The organism is Mucilaginibacter roseus (genome assembly GCF_021215455.1).
Lineage (GTDB): Bacteria > Bacteroidota > Bacteroidia > Sphingobacteriales > Sphingobacteriaceae > Mucilaginibacter > Mucilaginibacter roseus.
In genome coordinates this window covers 113,267-137,676 of sequence record NZ_JAJPWV010000003.1, presented here as the reverse complement: position 1 = coordinate 137,676, position 24,410 = coordinate 113,267, and the positions used below count along the sequence as shown (strand labels likewise).

General features: G+C 44.4%; 21 protein-coding genes. 13 read left to right on the top strand and 8 right to left on the bottom strand.

Annotation, left to right across the window (positions count from 1 at the left end):
- Positions 1–99: 99 nt before the first annotated feature.
- A complete protein-coding gene (locus LT679_RS18705) occupies positions 100–618 on the top strand; it encodes a serine acetyltransferase (RefSeq protein ID WP_317206543.1) in 519 nt (172 codons plus the stop codon).
- A 29-nt stretch (positions 619–647) separates the two neighbouring features.
- Entirely contained in the window at positions 648–1,394 is a 747-nt protein-coding gene (locus LT679_RS09685) for a class I SAM-dependent methyltransferase (protein ID WP_232177270.1), read from the top strand.
- 51 nt (positions 1,395–1,445) lie between these two features.
- Here LT679_RS09685 and LT679_RS09680 read toward each other — a convergent pair whose 3' ends face one another.
- The 5 genes from LT679_RS09680 to LT679_RS09660 all read right to left on the bottom strand — a co-directional run bounded on the left by LT679_RS09680 (position 1,446) and on the right by LT679_RS09660 (position 6,642).
- Complete coding sequence (locus LT679_RS09680) at positions 1,446–2,357, bottom strand: glycosyltransferase (protein WP_232177269.1); 912 nt, start codon at positions 2,355–2,357, stop codon at positions 1,446–1,448.
- Positions 2,358–2,426: 69 nt separating this feature from the next.
- Positions 2,427–3,917: an oligosaccharide flippase family protein gene (locus tag LT679_RS09675; RefSeq protein WP_232177268.1), complete on the bottom strand. Its 1,491-nt coding sequence runs from the start codon at positions 3,915–3,917 to the stop codon at positions 2,427–2,429.
- Positions 3,917–5,047, bottom strand: coding sequence for a glycosyltransferase (locus LT679_RS09670; RefSeq protein ID WP_232177267.1), 1,131 nt, complete (start codon positions 5,045–5,047; stop codon positions 3,917–3,919). Before LT679_RS09670 ends, LT679_RS09675 begins: the two co-directional genes overlap by 1 nt.
- A 2-nt stretch (positions 5,048–5,049) precedes the next feature.
- Positions 5,050–5,733, bottom strand: coding sequence for a class I SAM-dependent methyltransferase (locus LT679_RS09665; protein ID WP_232177266.1), 684 nt, complete (start codon positions 5,731–5,733; stop codon positions 5,050–5,052).
- 54 nt (positions 5,734–5,787) lie between these two features.
- A complete protein-coding gene (locus LT679_RS09660) occupies positions 5,788–6,642 on the bottom strand; it encodes a LamG domain-containing protein (RefSeq protein ID WP_232177265.1) in 855 nt (284 codons plus the stop codon).
- 186 nt (positions 6,643–6,828) lie between these two features.
- Between LT679_RS09660 and LT679_RS09655 the strand changes: the two genes are divergently transcribed.
- Positions 6,829–7,191 (top strand): hypothetical protein, encoded by a 363-nt coding sequence (locus LT679_RS09655; RefSeq protein WP_232177264.1) that lies wholly within the window; start codon positions 6,829–6,831, stop codon positions 7,189–7,191.
- A 64-nt stretch (positions 7,192–7,255) separates the two neighbouring features.
- Here the strand turns inward: LT679_RS09655 and LT679_RS09650 are convergent, their stop codons facing one another.
- The gene (locus LT679_RS09650) at positions 7,256–8,740 is read right to left on the bottom strand and encodes a LamG domain-containing protein (protein WP_232177263.1); all 1,485 of its coding nucleotides are present in this window, start codon (positions 8,738–8,740) and stop codon (positions 7,256–7,258) included.
- A 149-nt stretch (positions 8,741–8,889) separates the two neighbouring features.
- Positions 8,890–10,698 (bottom strand): translational GTPase TypA, encoded by a 1,809-nt coding sequence (gene typA, locus LT679_RS09645; protein ID WP_232177262.1) that lies wholly within the window; start codon positions 10,696–10,698, stop codon positions 8,890–8,892.
- A gap of 441 nt (positions 10,699–11,139) precedes the next feature.
- Between typA and LT679_RS09640 the strand changes: the two genes are divergently transcribed.
- Genes LT679_RS09640 through LT679_RS09630 form a run of 3 tightly spaced genes read left to right on the top strand, consistent with a single transcriptional unit; the run spans position 11,140 to position 15,829 of the window.
- Entirely contained in the window at positions 11,140–14,484 is a 3,345-nt protein-coding gene (locus LT679_RS09640) for a polysaccharide deacetylase family protein (protein ID WP_232177261.1), read from the top strand.
- 37 nt (positions 14,485–14,521) lie between these two features.
- Positions 14,522–15,061 (top strand): GNAT family N-acetyltransferase, encoded by a 540-nt coding sequence (locus LT679_RS09635; protein ID WP_232177260.1) that lies wholly within the window; start codon positions 14,522–14,524, stop codon positions 15,059–15,061.
- Positions 15,062–15,100: 39 nt separating this feature from the next.
- The gene (locus tag LT679_RS09630; protein ID WP_232177259.1) at positions 15,101–15,829 is read left to right on the top strand and encodes a YjjG family noncanonical pyrimidine nucleotidase; all 729 of its coding nucleotides are present in this window, start codon (positions 15,101–15,103) and stop codon (positions 15,827–15,829) included.
- Between the two features lie 53 nt (positions 15,830–15,882).
- Here LT679_RS09630 and folP read toward each other — a convergent pair whose 3' ends face one another.
- The gene (folP, locus tag LT679_RS09625; RefSeq protein ID WP_232177258.1) at positions 15,883–16,737 is read right to left on the bottom strand and encodes a dihydropteroate synthase; all 855 of its coding nucleotides are present in this window, start codon (positions 16,735–16,737) and stop codon (positions 15,883–15,885) included.
- Between the two features lie 88 nt (positions 16,738–16,825).
- On the opposite strand from folP, the gene LT679_RS09620 reads away from it, so the two are divergent.
- From LT679_RS09620 to tkt, 7 genes are all read left to right on the top strand, one after another.
- Positions 16,826–17,365, top strand: a complete 540-nt coding sequence (locus LT679_RS09620) for a DUF1599 domain-containing protein (protein WP_232177257.1) — start codon at positions 16,826–16,828, stop codon at positions 17,363–17,365.
- On the top strand, positions 17,362–18,510 hold the full coding sequence (locus LT679_RS09615) for a BT_3928 family protein (protein WP_232177256.1): 1,149 nt from the start codon (positions 17,362–17,364) through the stop codon (positions 18,508–18,510). The genes LT679_RS09620 and LT679_RS09615 overlap by 4 nt, the downstream gene beginning before the upstream one ends.
- Positions 18,511–18,516: 6 nt before the next feature.
- Positions 18,517–19,575: an ABC transporter permease gene (locus LT679_RS09610; RefSeq protein ID WP_232177255.1), complete on the top strand. Its 1,059-nt coding sequence runs from the start codon at positions 18,517–18,519 to the stop codon at positions 19,573–19,575.
- A gap of 23 nt (positions 19,576–19,598) precedes the next feature.
- Positions 19,599–20,138 carry a shikimate kinase gene (locus LT679_RS09605; RefSeq protein ID WP_232177254.1) on the top strand — a complete coding sequence of 180 codons (540 nt, stop codon included), beginning with the start codon at positions 19,599–19,601 and terminating at the stop codon, positions 20,136–20,138.
- 57 nt (positions 20,139–20,195) lie between these two features.
- Positions 20,196–20,507 carry a hypothetical protein gene (locus LT679_RS09600; protein ID WP_232177253.1) on the top strand — a complete coding sequence of 104 codons (312 nt, stop codon included), beginning with the start codon at positions 20,196–20,198 and terminating at the stop codon, positions 20,505–20,507.
- A gap of 110 nt (positions 20,508–20,617) precedes the next feature.
- Complete coding sequence (gene treF, locus LT679_RS09595) at positions 20,618–22,177, top strand: alpha,alpha-trehalase TreF (protein ID WP_232177252.1); 1,560 nt, start codon at positions 20,618–20,620, stop codon at positions 22,175–22,177.
- A 230-nt stretch (positions 22,178–22,407) separates the two neighbouring features.
- Positions 22,408–24,408, top strand: coding sequence for a transketolase (tkt, locus tag LT679_RS09590; protein ID WP_232177251.1), 2,001 nt, complete (start codon positions 22,408–22,410; stop codon positions 24,406–24,408).
- The last annotated feature ends 2 nt before the right edge of the window (positions 24,409–24,410 follow it).

Below are 24,410 nucleotides of genomic sequence, written 5' to 3'. Positions count from 1 at the left end.
GCTATAGCCCTGTTTATAATGCAAAAAACAGTGGCATGTTTAACAAACCCGCCAATTATTTTACTTTTGAGGAATCGCTAAAATATCGTCAACACAAAAATGAATCCTTTTGCTTACTTGTTTCAGGACCGGAAAGCTAACCGTGGCAATATAAAAGGCCAGCTGGTGCTTTTTATGTTCAGGCTGGTTCAGCTTATTAACCGCTATATGGTGGCAAAGGTGGTGTTTTTCCCATACTTAATGTTCTATCGATTTTTTGTGGAGTGGACTTTGGGTATTGAGCTGCCGCGCAAGTTAACCGCGGGTAGAGGATTGATTGTTTACCATGGGCAGGCACTGGTGGTTAACCAGGGCGTGGTGCTTGGCGAAAACTGCGTACTGCGCAATTCGGTAACTATCGGGCATAAAAAATTGGCCGACGGTACATTTAGCGGTTGCCCGCGTATTGGTAACAATGTTGATATTGGCGCAAACGTTTGTATAATTGGCGATGTTACCATTGGCGACAACGTAATAATAGGAGCAGGAGCAGTGGTGGTGAAAAGCATACCGGCGAATAGCATAGCCGTGGGCAACCCTGCGCGCGTTCTCGAACAAAAAGCATTCGTAACCGAATAAATTAAAAATAACAGTGGCTTAAAATATAAATGGATAATAATTTAACCGATCGCTCATTCTGGAAATCATTTTGGGAAGCAAAAAAAGGCCTCATCTTTCCGATTAAAGCTGATTATGTTTTTGGGGATATTTTAGGCAAACTGATAGCGGAGAAAAAGATTAAAACGGCTATTGAACTGGGCGGTTTCCCGGGTTATTATGCCACCTATTTAAAAAAGTATCAAAAGCTGGATACCACCCTGTTTGATTACTACATCCATCGGGACATCATCAAAAAGTTACTTGAGGCCAACGGGTTAAGTGAAGATGATATAACCATTATTGAAGCCGACCTTTTTAATTACACACCAGAGCGGCAGTATGACCTGGTATCATCCTTCGGCCTTATAGAACATTTTAATGATACCAAGGCTATCATTGAAACCCACTTGCAATTCCTTAAACCCGGTGGCGTGTTGTTTATCACCCTGCCAAATTTTGTAGGTGTTAACGGCTGGGTGCAGCGCAAATTTGACAGTGACAATTACGATAAGCACAACATCAACAGCATGAACCTGCAACTGCTGGCCGATAGCTGTCGCCAGTTAGGGTTAAAAGAAGTAGAGTGCTACTATTCAGGCAAATTTTCCATCTGGCTGGAAAATAAGGCTGAACAAAGCGCATTGGCGAAAGCATTTGTAAAAGCTTTATGGTTTGCCGGCAAGGTATTTACCAAGATTGTGCCCGTTGAAAGCGAGGCTTTATCGCCATATATTGTATTAAAAGCCATTAAGTAGATCTGAAGTCAGCCAAACATTCTGCCACTTCCCAAATTCCACAAATCAGGTTCAGGACAAATACTTAATCTTCCACTGCTTAATCAGCCTCATACCACGCTGCAATAGGCTGCCCTTGCGGTTCTTTAAAAAGCCATGGATGGCGATATGAGCCTGTTTATCCTCGGCTATCAATGCCGGGAACTGCTTTACCGGTTTATCGGTAATTTGTACCTGGTACATGTTTTCGATATTGGAATGTACGCCCGTGCCGTCATGCCCAATGTTATGCACCAGCGAATGCGCCGGATTTAACGAAAAGCCGCCCTTTAAAAATATCGACGCGTACCAGCGAATAGCCCAGGAGTTGTTTTTGCCGGCCTTAAACTCCCGCATCTGCTTCCAAAAGTTCATGGTGTTCTCTACAGAGAAGCGGTGTTTTTTCTGCTGATCAAACTGAGCCATCAGCTTATCAATGTCCGGCTCAAAGTTTTTCCATGCCCGTGCCCAGGTAGCCCAGCCCCAGCTTGTAGCAATATGATGAAAGAAGGTTTGAGGCAGTTTATCGTTATGCAAATCGTACATGTAAGCGCCAATGTGCATCACCTGCTCCTCATTGGCGTAGCGGTTAAGCGCCTCGTTAAAATATTGAAGGGTATATTTTGATGATAGCAGGTCATCCTCAAATACAATCACCTTGCCATAATCAGTAACCAATTTAGTAACTCCATCAATAATTGAAGCTGCTAAGCCCAGGTTTTTGTCCCGTTCTATAATCCTGACTGATTTAAAGCCCGACACCGTTTTTATATATTGGCGTACCTGCTCCACCTTTTCCTTGTCGGCATCCGTTTTTGCCGCATCGGCAAAAATATACAGGCGCGATTCTTCGGCCAGCAAATTTTTTTGCAGGTAATTAAGCGTACGGCGAGTATGGTCAGGACGGTTATATACAAAAAGGGCTACAGGCGCAAGATTTTGCATGTTCAGAAAAACAGTGTTATTGAAATCAAATAACCGGATTAAAACCGGTGGGTTTTAAGTTTTGTAAAATTATTTACGTACAAATTTAGCTATCAGCTCGTCAACCTTCTCATTAACATCTGCCGATATTTTAAACAGGTAAGTAAGCAACGCGTAAACAATGGCGGTAACGCCGCTGCGTACCATAATATCGAGCCAAACGTTGGGCAAGCGCCAAAAGTGGAAGCCGATAAAATAACATATAACCGCAATAACTAATACCAGCAAATGCTTATATGTGAAAGGCTGCATTTTAAAGCGTATTTTAATATACAGCCATGTGGCAAAGTTCATGCCCACAATAGTTATAAAATATGCTATGGCCGAACCGAGCCCCTGGTAAACTGGTATAAGTAAATAGTTAAGCCCGACGCAGATGATGCACATGATAACCGTAATCAGCGTAACCAACCTGTATTTGTGCGATGTGGTAATAATGTAGCTGTTTAGCCCGCCGGTAATGTCAGCCAAAAAGCCGAGCCCTATCACAATAAACAGGGTAAAGTATTTTGGATCGGTAAAGTCCTTATTGCGGGCAAGGGCGTAAAGGTTATCCCGGTTAATAAATATGCCAATAAATAATAACATGCCTACCACCAGTTGAATGATAGATGTTTTGGCGTAGATATCAGCAATATTTGCCATGTTCTTTGTTCGCCATGAGTCGGCTACGATAGCATACGTAGTACGGCTGAGCGCCTGCGCAGGTATGCTAATTACCATAGCTATGTTAAAGTACCAACTATAAACCCCGGTCACGGCATCGCTGGCCATAGAGCTAAGCATCAACGTATCTACCTTTTGCAGTAGGGTATACACCGAGCCAGACACAAGTGTAAACATTCCGAAGTTGAACATCTCCTGTTTTTTATCACTTGTTAAGCTGCTGGGTACCCGCCCCATTTTAAAGCTGCCGGCTAAAAGCAGGTTTATCATTAATATAAGCGATATCAAACCGTTTACAATGATATAGCCGAATATAAAGTCTTCAAAGGTTAACCATTTCTGCGCTATCATCAGCAGCATTACTGTGGTAGCCAGGCGCAGTACTACAAATTGCAGCACGTTTGAAAATATGGTACGGTAAACCGCCCGTCCCATCATCTCCAAAAAGTTGAAGGCGATGATGAACAGCGCCAGCGGTATCATGTAATAATAATACTTTACAAATAGTGGCGAGCTTTGCGCGTAAGCGCCAATTATCGCAGGCTTAAAAATGAGGTACAACGCCGTTGCCGCTCCGAAACCTATAAACGACAAGAATGCCACCCAATGAATAAAGCCGTTATGCTTGCCATCTTCGGTGCGATAAAACGGAAAATAGCGAGCTATAATACTGGGTACACCCATTGCCGATACCAGCGAATACAACACCGATACACTGATTACCAGGTTGTAAAAACCAAAATTGTCATCGCCTACAATGGGCGGAAAAAGCAATACCGTGTTAATGTACGCTATCACCATACCGGTATAAAGTACAATGGTGTTTTTATAGGCTTGTTGCTTTACTATACCCATTAATTTGCCTTTTTGCCCATTGCGCTGTATAAAATAGCTGATAGCGTTTTAATACGGGCATTAATATCATAGTTATTCCTGATGTGTTGCGCCCCGGCATTGCCAAGTGTTTGGACGAGGTTTACATCGGCGGCAATTTTTACCATGTAAGTGCCCATACTGTCAATATCGTGTTCGGGCACCAGGTAACCGGTTTTGCCATGTATTACAGCTTCCTTTATACCGGCATGCAGGGTGCTCACGATAGCAAGGCCTGATGAGCCCGCTTCTAAGATGGACACAGGCGTGCCTTCCTTATCGCCATCTGCCGCGGTAACCGAGTGCTGTACAAAACAACGGCTTTGTTTTAACAACGATTTTATTGCATCAGGCTTCAAAACGCCTTTTAATATTACCTGATCTTCCAGACCGGAGTGTTTTATAAAAGCGGCCGTTTCATCAAACAAAGGGCCGTTGCCAACCATATTTAATGTAGCATCCTTATATTCGTCAGCCACTATTTTAAAGGCTTTTACGACAGATAAGGGCGATTTTTTCTCCACAAAGCGACCAATCGAAATAAAGTTTCTCCCGTTGGATGATATGTCTAATTGGGGAAAGGCTTGCGTATCTACTCCGCAGGATGCCAATGTTATCTTATTGGCCGGTGCGCCTAATTGTTTAAGCGCCTCTACCATATCGCCCGATACGGCAATAAATGCGCTGGCATACTTAAAGGCTTCCTTATATTGATCGTAGTATTTTTTTACCGTGCCGCTATGGTGCACATCAGCACCGTGATAATGAATTACCAACGGAATGCGGGCTATTTTACAAGCCGCGGTAACCATTGCGCCCACCATGCCATATTCGGCAAACACCACATCAATTTTATTTCTCTTGAAATAATTTGCCAATGCCTTATTGGCTACGCCGATAGACAGCTTTTTAAATAGCCGCTTTTGTATCAGATACAATAAAAGACCCCATTTTGATGTGATGATAAACTTGCCTTCATCATCATACACAGGGAAAGCACCGCCCCAAAGCACCTTTTTATTGCCGGGCAAACGCTTTATATGTTCTTCAATAAATGTTTCGGAGAAAGCGTTGTTGTTGGGTTTTATGATGCATAGGTTAAACTCACCCATACTTATAGCGGCTTTGTGGCAATAACAACGTATAGTGAGGCATCCCTGTCGCGCTGGCTTTGCGAGTTTATTTTATTGAACAACCCGATCATGCCCTGCATCACCAAAGCAAATGGCGGGATCAGGAATTTAGGCATCTTAACCGCTATAGCATCCTGCACTAATTGTATTCCGCTTGCCGCCAGCCCCATAATGCCGTGAAAAGAGGAAATAATAAAACCTTCTTTTTCTACGGTTTTACGCAGTCCGGCGCTGGTCCAGCGCCAGTAATCATTTGGAGTAGGGTGGTAGAACCAGTAGCCATGTGTAGTAAGTATAAGCGTGCCGCCGGGTTTAAGTATGCGCATGGCTTCCTGCAGGTAACCTGCAGGCGAGTCCACATGCTCTAATACCTGGTTCGATAGTACAATATCAGCATAGTTATCGGGCAGCGTGGTTTTGCTGTCAAAATCAATATGGTGCTCAGCTTTAGGGTTCATTTCAAGGTCTACACCCAGGTACTTACCCACCTTTGGCTCAATAACGGAGCGGTAGGGCATATCGCCGCAACCAAAATCAACCAATAGCTTATCAGGGCTATTGGCTGTTAGTTGATTAATTACTTTTATGGTTGCATCCCGCAGATGTGTTAGATGCACATAGCGTGTATGAAATATAGTAGGATTTAATCGATCATTCCCTTTCATCCGGCTAATTTAACTTTTGTAAAGCTATTCGGGAAAATAATAATCCCGTTTGCACTATTGTCTGGATATTTTGGCAGACTGTGCCTCCGTTAAAACAAAGAGCTTTTGTATCTCCGTATCGCTTATAACGCGGTTATAAATGCGGATATCATCAAGCCTGCCCATAAAATAGTATGGTTCGGTACCATCATACGGGAAAATACTATCGCGGCCGATAAATAAAGGCGCATCGGTTGAGGGGTTAGGTGTCGGAATGTCACCTTGAATTGCGTCCAGTTTGCCGTTTATGTAAGTTGTATAAGTTTGTTCTTGCAAATCGTATACAGAAGTGATCATGTACCAGATGCCTCTTTGCAAATATTTGTTACCAACCGCAAACGGATCGTCGCCGGCAGAAACTCCGTATGATGGCCTGCCTACTTTGCCTACACTTGTATGTTGCGCCTCAGCACCTGAAAATGATAAATGCCAGCCATTGCTTGAACCAGAGCCGCGCTTATGCAATATAGCCGAACCATGTGACAGGTTATAAGCGTCCACATATATCCAGTAGTTAACAGTAAAGCTGGTGTTATAAAGGCGTAGGTCTTCAGCGTCTTCCACCCTTACAAATGCACTGTAGCCATTAAATTCATAAGCTGATGCCGGTTTGTTAAACCTGTTTTTCGCATCGGTTATGTTATAAACCAACCCGTTATGCTTGTTGCCTGAAAGATCCTTGGCATTGCCATCAAATGGGTAAAACGCGATCAGGCCTGTTTTTAAACTATCAAGCGTAAGATCAATAGTATCTGTCGGAATTTTAGTGGAGTCAGCCGGATCGCCTTCAGGTTCAAGGGAAGTTGACTGGCAGGAAGTAAAGCTTATTAAAAATAATGCAGAAACTAATAATCCAAAAAAGTGCTTCATGTATTTGTGTGATAAAGTTTTCGCTAAGGTATACATCATTTTGCAAAATAGAATAAACCTTTTAATGATTTATGGCTGGAAAATGAATTACCTAACCGCGTTAAATGAATAAACAAGTTTCTTTTTTGGATAATATTTCTTTATATTTAATCAATCGTATTTCCTTTTAACCTTAAAACAAAAAAAATGAAAAAATTAAGTTTACTTTCAATGGTGTTGCTGTTTACTGTGATCTCAGTTAATGCAGCTGAAGTTAAAATTCCGGCACTGCAACCACCTGCAAGCGCGGGAGTGAATTTTGCTACAGTTGATATCGGAGGATTTACTTATGCCGGTGATAATTATGTTATGTATGGCGATAACGTTACAAATAAAATTGTTGGGGTGTATTTAATTGATATTTATTTCAACCTCACACCGGTTTTTTCATTTACAAACGGATCTTGGTACTACACAACATACCCTACAGTATATGCCGGACCTGTTAAAATCAGAAAAACCTCAACCTCCGCACTATTTACTTTTGAAGGGACGACCTTGTATTATTAAAAAAACTCGCATAAATAAGAAAGGAGGCCGCAAAGCCTCCTTTCTTATTTATGTATACAGAGCTTTAATTGGTTGCAGTATATAGCTGTAATATATTACTTGCACTTAATGCAGAGTTGTAAATGCTAAGTCCGTCAAGCGCTCCGTGGAAATTGTAATTTGTACTTAACGATGGGTTATCACGGCCAACGTATAGCAATGCTGCAATGTTAGCGTTGGTAGTGGCAATACCACTTACTGTATTCTTTAAAGCGCCGTCAACATAAATACGGAGTTGCTGGTTAGATACTGTGTAAACGCTGGTGACCATGTGCCATTCGTTAAGTGGGATAACGGTAGTGCCATAAGCATTAACACTGCCGCCACCCGGGCCGTATGACAATACGCCTTGTGTATTTGGTGCAGCACCTGAGCCAACAATGCTCCATTGCCAGCCGTTGTTTGCACCGGTTAAGCGTTTGCTGAAAATAACAGAACCTAATGAGCTATTGTATGAGCTCAACTTAACCCAGGCGTTCAAGGTAAAATCGGTATTGCTTAAACGCAGTGTTGTATTGTCTGGTACTGACATGTAGCCGTCTACACCGTTAAAGAAATAAGCGCCGATGCTGTTGCCAAACCTGTCCGTTGCTGCCGATAAATTGTTGATAGTGCCGTTATTCCAGTTGCCCGACATGTCATTACCGCTATTGTCAAAAGGCCAGTACGCCACTAAACCCGGAGCCGCGTTGTTTGAGGTAGATTTGTAAAGGGTAGTAATGGTGCTTGCACTTAATGCCGAGTTGTAGATACTCATATCGTCCAGGGCGCCTTTATAAAAATAGCCTGTGCCGATAGACGGGTTGTCTCGCCCAATGTAGAGCATTGCAGTAATAGCTGAGTTTGGTGACGCAACGCCATTTGTAGTGTTATCTAAAACACCGTCGACATAAATTCTCAATTGTTGCGCTGAAAAGCTGTACACGCTGGTTATCATGTGCCACTGGCTTACAGGTACAGCTGTAGTTCCGAAGGCATTGGTGCTTCCGCCGCCCGGGCCGTAACTAACTGTGCCGGGTATTGCCGGAGATGCGGCACCTGAGCCAACTATACTCCATACCCAGCCGTTGTTGGCGCCTGTAATTCTTTTACTAAAAATTTGTGATCCGGCTGAGGTATTGTAACTATCCAGCTTCACCCAGGCATTCAGGGTAAAGTCAGTATTGTTTAAACGTAATGCTGCCTTATCAGGCACGGAAATGTAGCTGGTAGATCCGTCAAAATAGTAAGCGCCTATAGGGTTGCCAAACCTGTCTGCCGTTGATGACAGGTTGTTGATAGTGCCATGGTTAGCATTGCCCGAAAGGTCATTGCCGGTACCATCAAAGGACCAGTAAGCAATGAGGCCTGTTGCCGGAACTGCAATGTTGGCTGTCCTGAGTTCATTGTCAACAATGGCTTTAATGTCTTCCGACTTTAAAAGGTCTGATTTTTTACATGAAACAATAAATGATGAAATTAATGTACCCGCCAAGAGTAGCGTGCGGGCAACGCGCGTTTTTGTGGTCATGATAAATGGTTTGAAGTTTATGTTATAAATATACACGAACTCAAATCATATAGTCAAGAAATATTTGCGTTAAAGGAAAATTAAGTTAAAATAAAATAGCCACCCGATCCGGATGGCTATTTTATTTTAACTATGCTAAAGTGCCGATATTATGACTGGAACTTTTTAGCGTTGATTTTACGTTCGTTCTCAGTTAAGTATATTTTACGTAAACGCATGCTTTGCGGTGTTACTTCGATATACTCATCAGCCTGGATGTACTCCATTGACTCTTCGAGTGAGAATTTAATTGCCGGAGCGATACGCACGTTGTCATCGCTGCCTGATGCGCGCATGTTGGTTAGCTGCTTGCCTTTAACTACGTTGATCACCAAATCATTATCGCGGATGTGTTCGCCAAGTATCTGGCCTTCGTACACATCAACACCCGGGTCAACAAAGAAACGGCCGCGATCCTGTAATTTATCAATAGAGTAAGCAGTTGTCTGTCCTTTATCCATCGAGATCAATACACCATTTAAACGGCCAGGGATTGTACCTTTCCAAGGCTCATATGCCTTAAAGCGGTGCGCCATGATAGCTTCACCTGCAGTAGCGGTAAGTACGTTGTTACGTAAACCGATGATACCACGTGAAGGAATATCAAACTCCAAATGCTGTAAGTCGCCTTTTGGCTCCATGATCAGCAACTCGCCTTTACGTTGGGTTACCAGTTCAATTACTTTGCCGGCAACTTCACCAGGTACGTCAACGATAAGGGTCTCAACCGGCTCGCATTTAACGCCATCAATCTCCTTAACAATAACCTGCGGCTGGCCTACTTGTAACTCATAGCCTTCACGGCGCATGGTCTCGATCAATACAGACAGGTGAAGAATACCACGACCGTATACCAGGTATGAATCAGGCGAATCGGTTTCAACAACCCGAAGTGCCAGGTTTTTTTCAGTTTCTTTAAATAAACGATCGCGCAGGTGGCGTGAAGTAACAAATTTACCTTCTTTACCAAAGAAAGGTGAGTTGTTGATGGTGAACAGCATGTTCATGGTAGGCTCATCAATTTTGATAACCTCCAGTTGCTCCGGTTTTTCAAAATCGGCAATGGTATCGCCAATATCAAAACCATCAATACCTACAACAGCGCAAATATCGCCGGCCTTAACTTCGGTAGCTTTGATTTTACCTAAGCCCTCGAAAGTATAAAGCTCTTTAATGCGTGATTTTTGGATAGTGCCATCGCGTTTCACCAATGATACCGGCATGTTCTCTTTTATAACACCACGGGCAACACGGCCAATGGCAATACGGCCTACGAAAGATGAATAATCCAGCGAGGTGATCTGCATTTGCAACGTACCCTCAACAATAGGTGCTGGAGGGATGTGCGACAGGATAGTATCCATCAGCGGGAAGATGTTATCCGTTGGAGTTTTCCAATCAGTGTTCATCCAGCCTTGTTTTGATGAACCGTAGATAACCGGGAATTCCAGTTGCTCTTCGGTAGCATCAAGGTTAAAAAACAGTTCAAAAATCTGCTCATAAACCTCTTCAGGGCGGCAGTTTTCTTTATCCACTTTGTTTACTACCACAATTGGTTTCAGGCCTAAAGCCAAAGCCTTTTGGGTAACAAAACGAGTTTGTGGCATGGCACCTTCAAAAGCGTCGCAAAGCAGCAACACGCCGTCAGCCATTTTTAACACACGCTCAACCTCGCCGCCAAAGTCGGCGTGTCCAGGGGTGTCAATTATATTAATTTTAACGTCTTTGTATTTAACCGAAACGTTTTTTGCAACAATGGTAATACCACGCTCACGTTCAAGGTCGTTATTATCCAGTATCAGTTCACCTGTTTCCTGATTGTCCCTGAAAATGGCACAGCTGTGCAAAATTTTGTCAACCAGGGTAGTTTTGCCGTGGTCAACGTGTGCTATGATAGCAATATTTCTGATTTTTTGCATGTAAATGCGGCTCTAAAATTTGGCGCAAAGGTACACTTAATTTATTGCATTTTAAAGCTTTTGCCACATTATGAATTTATTAACAGCGTAATTATCAGCTCAAAACTGAAGGTCATTAGTGATTAATGCTAAAATTAACAGTATTTTCAGCTAAATAGCACACTGTCATTAACATGTAAATCATTAATGCATTTATATCAGGGTATGGTTTGCTGCGTTTCAATAATATAATTTGTAATTTTGTGCCGATGAATATCCAGGTTGTAATAGTTGTTATTTTGTTTGCGGGCGCAGCGTTTTATCTTGGCCGTAAAATATATAACAGCCTGTTTGCTAAAAAGGGATGCGGTACCAACTGTAAATGCGGCGTCGACTTTAGCAACATACAGCCCGATAAGCATAGATAGCCCTTTATTCCCTAATTTTTGCTATTAATATTTCATGTCACAAAAGCAGGTTTTTCAGGCCGATACGCCTGGCAGATGGAAACGCTTTAAATGGTTTAGCCGCATTTTTTTAATTGTGCTTGTATGCGGTATTGTTGCCGCCGCTATTACCGTTACCGATAAAACTTATCCCAGCCTCCCTAATTTAAACCCATCGCCTAAAAAACTCACCGCGCAGCAGCTTGAACAGTTAAAGCGGTCAACCAAATACCGCGATTTTAAGATCCAGAAAAAGCAACTGCAAAACCTGCAGCAGGCCCGTAAGCAGCAGCAGCTTAAACACCCTAATAACAAACGTCGCATAAACGCCGCCTTTTACCGCGCCTGGGAACCGCAAGCCTATAACTCCTTAGCCGAAAGTTTACCCAAGCTGGATATGGTGGTAAGCGAGGGCTTTTTCATAAAGCCAGGCGCCAACGTGGTAAATGTATCCATTGATACGGGGCTCATCAACCTGAATAAGAAGTATAAAAAACCTGTAATTGTCAGCCTGTCTAACTATGTTAATTATGACAACCTGCGCGGCGGATATGATACAAAAACACTGGAGCATATTATAAGCGATAAGCAATTGCGTGCCGGTTTTATTGATGATATAGTTGCACAGCTAAAAAAGCGGAATTTTAAGGGGTTGAATATTGATGTTTATGATATTGACATCAATAGCCATAATTTTCGCGCCTTTCAAAAGGAGCTCTATAACGGCTTACATACCCAAGGCTTAATGCTTACCCAAAACGTTATTGCCGAGGATGAAAACTATCGCCTGGAAGAGTTACAACATGTAAACGATTACCTGTTCGTAATGGCTATTGATCAGCATAACGAGTCGAGCAACGCGGGAGATGTATCGCACCAGGAATGGGTAGAGGAACTGATAGACAATGTATGCGCTCGTGTACCCAGCGAAAAGGTGATACTCACTTTTCCGGGTGGTGGGTTTGACTGGCCGGAGAACAGCGTCGGCTCGCCGGTAAGCTATCAGCAGGCCATAAGTGTGGCCAAAGAGAACAGCGCACGTATTGTTTTTGATCCGGCTTCGGCCAATATGCATTATACCTACCTGGGGCTTGATAGCCTGAAGCATACCGTTTATTTTGCTGATGCGGCCGCTAATTTCAACATCATCCGCATGGCTGATGATTGGGGTACTGCAGGCGTGGCGCTGTGGCGGTTAAGTTATGAAGATCCGCGACTGTGGAGTTTTATTTCTAAAAGCCTCACCATTGATTCGCTGCGAAAAACGGGCTTTGATACCCGCCCGCTATCATCAGTAGGATTGAATGATAAGATAGATTACATTGGCGATGGCGAGGTACTCGACCTGATTACTACCCCACATGCGGGCGAGATAAAGTTGAAGATGGATACCACCAGTTACACCATCACCAAACAGCAATACATTACCCTGCCCACCAAGTATGTAATACGCCGCTATGGCTACAAACCCGGCAAACTGGTGCTCACTTTTGATGATGGCCCTGACCCGGATTATACGCCGCGCATTTTAGATATCTTAAAAAAAGAAAACGTGCCCGCGGCCTTTTTTGTGGTGGGCTCAATGGCCGAAAAGAACATACCGCTGCTTAAACGCATACATGATGAGGGCTATGAGATAGGTAACCATACCTACCTGCACCCGGATATATCAAAGGTAAGCCCTGAGCGCGTTAAGCTGGAGTTAAATGCTACACGTAAACTCATAGAATCGGTTACGGGGCGAAGCACTATATTGTTCAGGCCGCCGTTCAATGCCGATGCCGAGCCGCAAACCATTGCCGAGGTGATACCCGTAGCTGAAAGCCGAAGGCAAAGCTATATCAACATCGGTGAATCGATCGATCCGTGGGATTGGTACCCCGGCGTTACCGCTGACAGTATTTACGCGCGCACCATCCGCGATGCGCACAAAGGCTCCATGATATTACTGCACGATGCCGGAGGAGATACCCGCGAGGCCACCGTGCAGGCGCTGCCGCGCATCATCAAAGAGCTAAAGCGGCAAGGTTACAAGTTTACCACCATTGCCGATGTGATTGACAAAACGCGCGACGATATAATGCCCCTTGTTAAGGATGATGCCAACAGCGGTATTACGGGCCCTTTGTATAATGCGGTTGTGGCGGGGTACTTTTATGGCAACTGGTTCCTGTTCTATGTATTCTTGTCGGCTATATTTTTAGCAATCGGCCGTATTATACTTATCGGTATTTTAGCTGTAAAGCAATTTTTTGAGAATAAAAACCGCCAGGCAACCGTTGCTCAAGCTGATCTGCCAGCGGTAAGCATAATTGTGCCGGCTTACAACGAAGAGGTTACCGCCGTTAATACCATCAACAGCCTGCTCAAATTAGATTATCCCCGCTTTGATATTATTTTTATCGATGATGGATCAAAGGATCATACCTACAAAGTTGTGAGCGAAGCCTTTTGCGATCATCCATTGGTGAAGATATTTACCAAGGCAAATGGTGGTAAGGCATCCGCGCTTAACTATGGCATTGAACACTCTAATAACGAGTACCTGGTTTGTATTGATGCTGATACACAATTAAAGAGTGATGCTATTCTTCACCTGATGAGCTGCTTTACCGATGCCGAGATTGGCGCTGTGGCAGGTACCGTTAAGGTTGGCAATGCGCATAACCTCATCACCATCTGGCAATCTATCGAATACATTACGGCGCAAAATATGGACAGGCGGGCTTTTGATCTGATCAATAGTATCACGGTGGTTCCCGGCGCTATCGGCGCATTTCGTAAAGAGGCTATTTATAAAGCGGGCGGCTTTACGTCGGACACTTTAGCCGAGGACTGCGACTTAACTATGCGCATATTGAAGCAGGGCTACGTTATTCGCAATTGCGGTGATGCCATCGCTTATACCGAAGCGCCTGAAACGGTGAAGATGCTGCTTAAACAACGTTTCCGCTGGAGCTTCGGCGTAATGCAAAGTTTCTGGAAGAACCGAGATGCGCTGTTCAATAAAAAATACCGCTTTTTCGGGATGGTGGGTATGCCTAATATCCTGATCTTTCAGATCGTATTACCGCTGTTTGCCCCGCTGGCCGACCTGATGATGGTACTGGCGCTTTTTGAGCCCAAGCCCGAGCGTTTGCTGAATTATTACGGCGTATTTTTGCTGGTTGATTTTGTAGTTTCCATCATCGCTTTCCGTATGGAACGCGATGATTACCGTAAGCTCATCTACATTATTCCGCAGCGGTTTTTATGGCGGCAGTTGATGTATTATGTGTTGTTTAAATCGGTACGTAAAGCGCTTAAAGGTGAGCTGAGCGGTTGGGGTACATTAAAACGTACGGGTAGTGTTAAAGTATAATTGCTACATTTGATTAGCATCAAACCCATAATAAGTTATGCCTGAGCGACAGCAATTTTCAATAAAGCAGCTAAGTGCTGATGACCTGGAAAAATATATAGAGCAATTGGGCGATCTGCTGCATGCTTGTGTACACGCAGGCGCGAGCATTGGCTTTGTGATGCCGTTTTCGCAAACGGATGCGGAGGACTACTGGGCCGCCCGGGTTCTGTCGGCCGTACAAACAAACAGTGTGATCGTGCTTGCCGCCATGGGTGGCGATGCGTTGATTGGTACGGTACAGCTGGATATTGATACCATGCCTAATCAGCCACACCGTGCCGAGGTGAGAAAGCTGATGGTGCATCCTGACCATCGCGGGCAGGGGATAGCCAAAGCCCTGATGCTGGAGATAGAGAAAGTAGCTGAAGAACATACCAGAAGTTTATTGACACTTGATACCCGTACCGGCGATGCCGCTGAACCGTTGTACACATCCTTAGGTTATGAAATCGCCGGCGTTATTCCCGGTTATTGCCTCGACCCTTTTGAGGACAGGCTGGACGCTACAACCATTATGTATAAAACGCTGCAATAGCTTTACACCGTTGTGCTATGCAATAACTACATTTGCGGCATGACCAGCATCTCACCTGAAAACAAAGGCAACGCCAAAACCTATCAGCATATATTTTTCGATCTGGACCACACCATTTGGGATTTTGACCGCAATGCCGAAGAAACCTTGCAGGAGCTTTATGTTACCCATAAATTAAAAGATCTGGGCTTACCCGTTGCCGAAGTTTTTATTGAGACCTATACCCGCAACAATCACCAGCTTTGGACTGATTACCATTTGGGTAAAATAAGCAAGCAGCAATTACGCGAAACCCGGTTTAAAAAAACGTTTGAAGATTTAGGTGTTGATCCGGAAGTAATGCCGCAATCGTTCGAGGATGATTACGTGCAATTATGCCCAACCAAAACCAACCTGTTTCCGCATGCGCACGAAACATTACAGTATCTACAATCAAAATATAGTCTGCACTTAATAACTAACGGCTTTAAAGAGGCTACTGAACTAAAAACAGCGGGTACTAATATTGCCGGTTACTTTGATAATATTATTATATCTGAAATGGTTGGCGTAAATAAACCCGACAAAGCCATATTTGAACATGCCGTTACCCTTGCCGGCTGCACCAGGCATAGCTGCGTAATGATAGGGGACAGTATAGAAGCCGATGTACGTGGCGCCATAGCTTATGGTATGGATGCTATTTACTTTAACCCGCACAATGCCGAAAAACCCGATGATGTACCCCAACAAATCAATAGTTTAAAGGAGTTGGTGGATATTTTGTAATCTGCTTAATGCTTCCTAATAACGGCTTTGTTTCGGGCTGGGATGGACAATCATTAACTATTCACCGCCTGCCACAACTTCACCACCTCTACCGCTTCCTTTACATCATGCACACGCAAAATAGAAGCGCCTTTCTGTAAAGCGATGGTATTCAATACGGTAGTGCCGTTTAATGCTTCGGCAGCGGTGTTGCTCAGCAAGCCATAAATCATCCGCTTACGCGATACGCCTGCAAGTATGGGCAATTCAAGCGGAGCGAATTCATGCATACGGTTAAGCAGGGCGTAGCTTTGTTCGGCTTTTTTGGCAAAACCGAAGCCGGGGTCTAAAATCACATCGTTAACACCCAGTTGCTTAAGCTGGTGGTATTTGTCAACAAAATAATCAAACACCTCGCTAAATATATCTTCATAATCAGTTAAAGATGTCATGTTTTGTGGTGTGCCGCGCATGTGCATCAAAATATATGGCACTTGTAAGCGGGCAACTGTTGTAAACATATCAGCATCCAGTTGTCCGCCCGATATATCATTGATGATATGCGCCCCCGCTTTTACAGCAGCCTCAGCAACCGGAGCCCGGAAGGTATCAACAGATAAAACAGCTTGCGGCAGCGCGGAAACTATGGCTTCAACAACAGGTATCAAGCGGTCGGTTTCTTCCTGTGCGCTGATGTCAGCAGCGCCGGGGCGTGAGGAGTAAGCACCAAGATCCAGAAAAGTTGCGCCGTCGGCGAGCATCTTTCCGGCCTGTTGCACCGCATCGGCAACGGCGGGTTTACGGCTGTCCTGAAAAAATGAGTCGGGCGTGAGGTTAATAATGCCCATCACCTTCGGCGTGCTCAGGTCAATTAGCCTTCCGCCCGCGTTGAGGCTTTCCTTTTTATTAAAAAATGTATCTTTAGCCATTGAACAATTGAGTTGTAAAGGTTGTAAAAAAACAGATAACATTACAACCGGTCAACTTTAAATAGTACAACGCTAAAAATCAACTACCTTGGCTAACACCGCAGCAGAATACGACGCAGTTATCACCCTTTGCCGGGATCTTTTCATTAAAAAAACACGCGATTATGGTACTGCGTGGCGCATATTGCGTATCTCCTCCATCACTGATCAGATATTCATTAAGGCGCAACGCATCCGCACGCTCGAAGAAAAAAAAATATCAATGGTGGGTGATGATATTACCGGCGAATACATCGGCATCGTAAATTATTGCGTTATCGCCATGATGCAGCTGGATTGTACTGCCGATACACCGCTTGAACTGCCTGCTGAACAAGTGGGCGTTTTGTTTGACGAGCATGTAAACGAAACCAAGAACCTGATGTTCGCCAAAAATCATGATTATGGGGAGGCCTGGCGCGATATGCGCATCAGCTCGCTAACCGACCTGATATTGATGAAACTGCTGCGCGTGAAACAGATAGAGGACAACCAGGGTGAAACGCTGGCATCCGAAGGGGTAAAGGCTAATTACCAGGATATGTTGAACTATTCGGTTTTCGCGCTGATAAAACTGGGGGCAAAATGAAAAACGCGTTAGTTTGGATATGCCGCATTCTGGTGGGCCTGCTGTTTATATTTTCAGGACTGATCAAGGCAAATGACCCGCTGGGCTTTTCGTATAAGCTGGTTGAATATTTTGAGGTATTCCACATCACTTTTCTGGATAGCCTCGCCGTCGGCATCGCCATTATACTTTGCGCGCTCGAAATGATTATGGGCTTTGCCCTGCTGATAGGTGCGCGTGCCCGCACCACCGTTTGGGGGCTTTTGCTGCTTATTATTTTCTTCGCGTTCCTTACCTTTTATTCTGCATTTTTTAAGGTGGTACAAACCTGCGGCTGCTTTGGCGATGCTATTCCGCTTACCCCGTGGGAGTCGTTCGGTAAAGACTTAGTACTGCTGTTACTAACGCTGGTGCTGTTTTTCAACCCTGATAAAATAAAACCTTTGTTTGGCCGCAAGCCCGGCGATGTGGCTTTAGCTGTTGCTACTGTGCTGGCTTTAGGTATTGGTTTTTACACTTACAATTTTCTGCCGGTGATTGATTTTTTGCCCTACAAAATTGGCGCCAACCTGCCAGATGAAATGAAGGTGCCGCCCGGTGCCAAGCCCGACGAATATGAACTGACCTATAACTTGAAAAATAAGGCGACTGGCGAGACCAAGAACATGACAGATAAGGAGTACATGAAAACCGGCATCTGGAAGGATAACAACTGGGAAGTAGTGGGCAATCCCGAAAGCCGCCTGGTAAAAAAAGGCTTTACACCTAAAATAATCGACCTGAACATTACCGATATGCAGGGCAATGACTACACGCAGGAGATCATCAGTAATCCATTTTATAACCTGGTAATTGTAGCTTACGATCTGAACCACACCAATGACGAAGCCCTGAAAAAGCTGAATACTATTGCCCTTAATCTTACCGAAAATTATAATGTGCGCAGCGTACTGCTTACCTCAAACTCTGCTCAGGATGTTTTGGCACTCGAAAAACGGTATAAGCTATACACCGAAGTATTTTTTGCCGATGCCGTGCCGCTAAAAAGTATGGTTCGCGCTAATCCGGGTGTGTTATTATTGAAAAACGGTACCGTAATTAACAAATGGCATTACCACACCATGCCAGCGTATGATGAACTGGTAAAAGCATATTTTCAGGAATAATTTAAAATGATCAATTACCTCATCCGCAAAACAGGTTATGCCCTGGCTGTAATGCTGGGTATTGTGGTGGTAGTATTCTTTCTGTTTAATATTTTACCGGTTGATCCTGCCCGCATGACGCAGGGCCAACGTGCCGACGTGCAATCGCTGGAAGCCGTGCGCAAGGAGTTTGGGCTGGATAAACCGGTACCCATGCAGTTTGTTTATTATCTGAATGATCTTTCCCCTTTGGGCATACATACAAACAGCCATGCCGAGCAGCAACGCTACGGCTATGTTGAGCTGATCCCCGTTTGGGACAAACAGGTGCTGGCTTTAAAATGGCCTTACCTGCGGCGCTCGTACCAAACGCATAAGGATGTATCAACCTTATTAATGGATGTATTGCCTAATACTTTGCTGCTGGCAGCTTCGGCCATGGTGTTTGCCATAATACTTGGCGTGTTTTTAGGTGTTGTATGTGCCTTGCGTCAAAATTCATGGCTGGATAGGTTATTAATTAGTCTGTCAACACTTGGTATATCGGCACCCTCATTTTTCGCGGGTATTATTATTGCCTGGCTGTTTGGTTTTGTGCTTAACAAATATACAGGCCTCAACATGTCGGGCAGTTTGTATAGTTACGATCCATTCAGGGGCGAAGTGATTACCCTTAAAAATCTCCTGTTGCCTGCGCTTACACTTGGTTTGCGCCCGCTGGCCATTATTGTACAGCTTACCCGCAACGCCATGCTCGATGTATTAGGGCAGGATTACATCCGCACTGCCCGTGCCAAAGGCCTTGGCCATAACGCGGTGGTTTATCGCCATGCCTTAAAAAACGCGCTTAACCCGGTTATTACCGCTATTGCCAATTGGTTTGCATCGCTGCTGGCCGGGTCTTTCTTTGTTGAATATGTGTTTGGCTACAACGGGCTTGGCAAGGTAATGGTAGATGCGCTCGAAATGTCCGACTTTCCCGTCATCATGGGTTCCATATTATTTATCGCCTTTATTTTCGTGGTGATCAATATTCTGGTAGATATTCTATATGTTTGGATTGATCCGCGTGTAACCATCGCCTGATTACTTTTTTTTGTTTTATAGAGATGAGCCAATCTGCAACTGATAATACAGCATACAACCCGCACCGCATATTTTTCACGGGCTTTATGGGCTGTGGTAAAACCACCTGGGGCCGCAAGCTTGCCGCGCACCTGGGCTATGAATTTATCGATCTCGACCATGCCCTTGAAGAAAAAGTGGGCATGCGCATTGCCGAATACTTTTCATCCTTTGGCGAGGATGCCTTTCGTAAGTTGGAATCGGCTATGCTAAAAGAAACTGATTATCCTGAAAAGGTAATCGTATCAACCGGTGGTGGCCTGCCATGTTTTTTTGATAATATGGACTGGATGAACAACCACGGCAAAACCCTATATGTAAAGCTATCACCCAAAACGCTTGCCGACAGGCTGGAAAACAGCAAAACCGTACGCCCGGTATTGCAGGGTAAAAAGGGAGATGAACTGGTTGACTTTATTACCGGTAAACTGGCCGAGCGTGAGGGTTTTTATATGCAAGCTCAATATATTATTGAAGGAATTTCGCTTTCGGTAGAAGCGCTTGAAGCTGCATTGTACAAATAGCTGCTGATGGTTAAAATTCGCCAAACTATCCCCGATTTGCTTTGTTAACAGAATATTATGGACCACAACGTTTATTTGTTAGCTACCGATCCGAACGATCCTTGCCGCGACATTATCCACTCAAGAGATACCGGCCTTAAGGTTCGCGTTTTTTGCCTCAACAGTGATCCATTCACACCCAATAAGAGTGAGATCCAGCTATATGGCTATGCCCATAACAAGCTTTATGCTTTTGAAACTATCAATATAACATCTGATGATGCGCTTGATGTAGTAAGCGCCATTCAATGGTATGCCGACTATGTTGACTATCCGCAAATGGAGATACTACCAGAAGACCCCCGTCCCGGGCATGAAATAGCAATGTAACAACGCCGGCAACGCCCGGCGTTAGTTGTTTTATAAGGTGATATTAGCTGTTTAACCATGCGATTTTGATATTCTGCCTTACAATTTCAAATTTTCATCGTTATAGTTTTATGAGGAAGCTATTATTCTTATGGTTTGCCGTTTGCTCGTTAACGGCAACGGCCCAGGTTAAAACTCCCGCACAACTATATCCGGATTTATTTAAACGGGTGCAAATGGAACGTGTATATGCCGATGGCAAAACTTTTCCGGATGCGGTGCCACTTGCAAGTGCCGAGGTAATTAATAAAGCATATGAAGCACAAAAAGGGAAAGCGGGGTTTAATTTAAAAGCCTTTGTAGCAAAATATTTCCAGGAGCCGGTTGCTAACACGGATGTTTTTAAAAGCAACCCATCAAAAGGTATCATAAGCCATATTGATACGCTGTGGACAGTATTGCAACGCAGTCCGGATACCGCAAAAGGTACTTCACTATTGGCGCTTCCTCACCCATACATTGTACCCGGCGGCAGGTTTAGGGAAGTATATTATTGGGATTCTTACTTTACTATGCTGGGTTTACAACAGGCTGGTAAGATTAAGGTGATTGAGGATATGGCAGATAATTTCGCTTTTTTAATCGATAAATACGGGCACATACCCAATGGAAACCGTACTTATTATTTAACCCGCTCGCAACCGCCTTTTTTTGCCATGATGGTGAAATTGCTGGCCGAGAAGAAGGGTAACAGTGCTTATAAAAAGTATCAGCCACAATTATTAAAAGAATATGCTTTTTGGATGGATGGAGCAAACGGCTTAAAGCCAGGGCAGGCACACCGGCGCGTAGTTAAGCTGGCCGACGGTACAGTACTGAACCGCTACTGGGACGACAGTGATCAGCCCCGCGAGGAATCCTACCGTGAAGATGTTTTGGAAGCAGCCAAAGGCAAACAGCCTAAAGCGGAGTTTTATCGCAACATACGCGCGGCTGCCGAATCGGGTTGGGATTTTAGCAGCCGCTGGTTTGCTGATGGTAAAAACCTGCATAGCATACAAACCACTAAATTGGTTCCGGTTGATTTGAACAGCTTATTATATAACCTGGAATTGGTTATAGCGCGTGGCTACCGTGAAGGTGGAAATGCTGAACAAGCGGAGGTTTACTCGGCCAAAGCACAAAATCGACTGAAAGCCATCAATAAATACTGTTGGGATGCCAGGCAGGGTTTTTACGTGGATTATAACTGGAAGTCAAAAAAGCGTTCAACGCAGTTAACTATAGCCTCGGCATTTCCACTGTTCTTCAATATCGCTACCAATAAGCAGGCCAGGCAAGTATCGGCCAAAATAAAAAACAGCTTTGTGCATACCGGTGGCGTATCAACAACCTTAAAAAATACCGGCCAGCAGTGGGACAGGCCCAACGGATGGGCGCCGTTGCAATACGTTACCGTAATGGGCCTGCGCAATTATAAGCAGAACGCACTGGCCAGCACAATTGCTATGGGCTGGCTTCATCAAAACATTACAGCCTTTAGGCAAACCGGTAAACTGCTCGAAAAATATAACATTGAGCTTAAAGGTGATGCTGCAAAAGCGGGCGGCGGCGAATACCCTTTACAGGATGGTTTCGGCTGGACAAATGGCGTGCTGCTTAAGCTTCTAGCATTGTATCCGCTTGATTAAAGCTGTTTTATTGCAGGTATTAGTAAAATATGTGATTGGCATATATCAATTATTAAAAAATAATTAAAACTAATTGCGTTTTATCATATCTCCGTCACGTACTAAACGTTTCTCAAACCTTTTTTGCAACGATTAGGTATTTAATTTAATACGTTTGATGTAAAGAGTTGAATTTAACATACATCTTACAATACAAGTTGTAACTTTATATTTAACAGACAGCTACTACTATGAAAAACAACACAATTGAAGAGTTAAGTGTAAACACCATCCGTTTCCTGTCAACCGATATGGTTGAAAAAGCAAATTCCGGTCACCCCGGTTTACCGTTGGGTGCCGCGCCAATGGCTTACGTGCTTTGGAGCAAGTTTTTAAGATTTAATCCCGCCGACCCAAAATGGCCAAACCGCGATAGGTTCGTATTATCAGCAGGTCATGGTTCGGCGTTATTATATAGTTTGCTGCATTTATATGGTTATGATTTGCCGCTGGATGAACTGAAAAAATTCAGACAGTTGGGTTCAAAAACTCCGGGCCACCCCGAATCGGTATTAACGCCGGGTATCGAAGTTACCACCGGGCCACTTGGCCAGGGCTTTGGTAATGGGGTAGGCATCGCTATTGCCGAGGCGTTTATTGGCGCTACTTACAATAAGCCCGATTATAAACTGACTGATCATTACACCTACGCTATTGTAAGCGATGGCGATTTAATGGAAGGTGTAGCCTCTGAGGCTGCATCATTGGCCGGCCACCTGCAGTTGGGTAAATTAATCTATTTATATGATGATAACAAGATTTCGTTAGACGGATCAACCGAACTGGCATTTACCGAAAATGTACCCGCCCGTTTTGATGCTTATGGATGGCATACCATTACTGTAGAGGATGGTAATGACCTGAAAGCTATAGAAGAAGCTATATTAGCCGCGCAGGCGGTAACTGATAAGCCATCGCTTATATCCGTAAAAACTATAATTGGCTACGGTAGTCCGCAGCAGGGTACCAACAAGGTTCACGGCAACCCGTTGGGAGCTGATAACCTGAAAAAAACCAAAGAATTTTTTGGCTGGGACCCGGAGCAAACTTTTGTAATTCCGGAGGAAGTAAAGGCGCATTTAGCCGAGGCTGGTAAAAAAGGTGCCGGGCTGCATAAAGAGTGGGAAAGCCTGTTTGGTAAATATGGCGAGGCTTATCCGGAAGAAAAGAAACAATTACAATTAGCCGTTAAGGGCGATCTGCCTGAAGGCTGGGATAAAGAGCTGCCTGAATTTAAAGCAGGCGAAGCCTTAGCTACCCGCCAGGCATCAGGTAAGGCATTGGACGCTTTGCGTAGCAGCATTCCGTGGTTAATAGGTGGTTCTGCCGATTTGGCAAGCTCTAACGAAACACCAAAGGATGGCGGATTGAGCTTTCAACCGGGCAGGTATCAGGATACCAATATCTGGTTTGGTGTACGTGAACACGGCATGGGTTCAGCATTAAACGGACTGGCATCTTACGGAGGCATTCGTACTTATGGCGCTACTTTCTTAACTTTTAGCGATTACATGCGCGGTTCTATCCGCCTGGCAGCGCTTACCGAAGCACCGGTTACGTATATCTTTACGCATGATAGTGTCGCCTTGGGCGAAGATGGCCCTACTCACCAATCGGTTGAGCAGGTAACCTCATTGCGTACTACGCCAAACTTAACGGTTATCCGTCCGGCTGATGCTAACGAAACGGTAGCTGCATGGCGCATTGCTATACAACGTAAACATGGCCCGGTAGCATTGATTTTGTCAAGGCAAAAACTGCCGGTTATTGATACCGAGAAATACGCCCCTGCCAGCAATGTTGAAAAAGGTGCTTACGTATTGGCCAGTTCATCTGATACGCCCGAGGTTATCCTGATGGCCACCGGATCAGAAGTGCAACTGGTTATAGGCGCTTACGAAAAGCTTATTGCCGAGGGTGTTAACGCACGTGTGGTAAGTATGCCATCGTGGGAGCTGTTTGAAAAACAGGATAAGGCTTATAGAGATAGCGTGCTGCCACCATCGGTACATGCGCGTTTAGCCGTTGAGGCAGGTGTTACCTTAGGATGGTACAAATACATCACAGCCGAAGGCGATGTAATTGGTTTAGACCGCTTTGGCGAGTCAGGCCCGGGCGAGGAAGTACTGGCGCACTTCGGCTTTACCATTGATAATGTTTACAACAGGGCAAAAGCACTCCTAAATAAATAATA

What these genes read in the sequence shown, in the direction of transcription:
- LT679_RS18705 (WP_317206543.1), top strand. Translation starts at nt 100, where the DNA reads ATGAATCCTTTTGCTTACTTGTTTCAGGACCGGAAAGCTAACCGTGGC.
- LT679_RS09685 (WP_232177270.1), top strand. Translation starts at nt 648, where the DNA reads ATGGATAATAATTTAACCGATCGCTCATTCTGGAAATCATTTTGGGAA.
- LT679_RS09680 (WP_232177269.1), bottom strand. Translation starts at nt 2,357, where the DNA reads ATGCAAAATCTTGCGCCTGTAGCCCTTTTTGTATATAACCGTCCTGAC.
- LT679_RS09675 (WP_232177268.1), bottom strand. Translation starts at nt 3,917, where the DNA reads ATGGGTATAGTAAAGCAACAAGCCTATAAAAACACCATTGTACTTTAT.
- LT679_RS09670 (WP_232177267.1), bottom strand. Translation starts at nt 5,047, where the DNA reads ATGGGTGAGTTTAACCTATGCATCATAAAACCCAACAACAACGCTTTC.
- LT679_RS09665 (WP_232177266.1), bottom strand. Translation starts at nt 5,733, where the DNA reads ATGAAAGGGAATGATCGATTAAATCCTACTATATTTCATACACGCTAT.
- LT679_RS09660 (WP_232177265.1), bottom strand. Translation starts at nt 6,642, where the DNA reads ATGAAGCACTTTTTTGGATTATTAGTTTCTGCATTATTTTTAATAAGC.
- LT679_RS09655 (WP_232177264.1), top strand. Translation starts at nt 6,829, where the DNA reads ATGAAAAAATTAAGTTTACTTTCAATGGTGTTGCTGTTTACTGTGATC.
- LT679_RS09650 (WP_232177263.1), bottom strand. Translation starts at nt 8,740, where the DNA reads ATGACCACAAAAACGCGCGTTGCCCGCACGCTACTCTTGGCGGGTACA.
- typA (WP_232177262.1), bottom strand. Translation starts at nt 10,698, where the DNA reads ATGCAAAAAATCAGAAATATTGCTATCATAGCACACGTTGACCACGGC.
- LT679_RS09640 (WP_232177261.1), top strand. Translation starts at nt 11,140, where the DNA reads ATGTCACAAAAGCAGGTTTTTCAGGCCGATACGCCTGGCAGATGGAAA.
- LT679_RS09635 (WP_232177260.1), top strand. Translation starts at nt 14,522, where the DNA reads ATGCCTGAGCGACAGCAATTTTCAATAAAGCAGCTAAGTGCTGATGAC.
- LT679_RS09630 (WP_232177259.1), top strand. Translation starts at nt 15,101, where the DNA reads ATGACCAGCATCTCACCTGAAAACAAAGGCAACGCCAAAACCTATCAG.
- folP (WP_232177258.1), bottom strand. Translation starts at nt 16,737, where the DNA reads ATGGCTAAAGATACATTTTTTAATAAAAAGGAAAGCCTCAACGCGGGC.
- LT679_RS09615 (WP_232177256.1), top strand. Translation starts at nt 17,362, where the DNA reads ATGAAAAACGCGTTAGTTTGGATATGCCGCATTCTGGTGGGCCTGCTG.
- LT679_RS09610 (WP_232177255.1), top strand. Translation starts at nt 18,517, where the DNA reads ATGATCAATTACCTCATCCGCAAAACAGGTTATGCCCTGGCTGTAATG.
- LT679_RS09605 (WP_232177254.1), top strand. Translation starts at nt 19,599, where the DNA reads ATGAGCCAATCTGCAACTGATAATACAGCATACAACCCGCACCGCATA.
- LT679_RS09600 (WP_232177253.1), top strand. Translation starts at nt 20,196, where the DNA reads ATGGACCACAACGTTTATTTGTTAGCTACCGATCCGAACGATCCTTGC.
- treF (WP_232177252.1), top strand. Translation starts at nt 20,618, where the DNA reads ATGAGGAAGCTATTATTCTTATGGTTTGCCGTTTGCTCGTTAACGGCA.
- tkt (WP_232177251.1), top strand. Translation starts at nt 22,408, where the DNA reads ATGAAAAACAACACAATTGAAGAGTTAAGTGTAAACACCATCCGTTTC.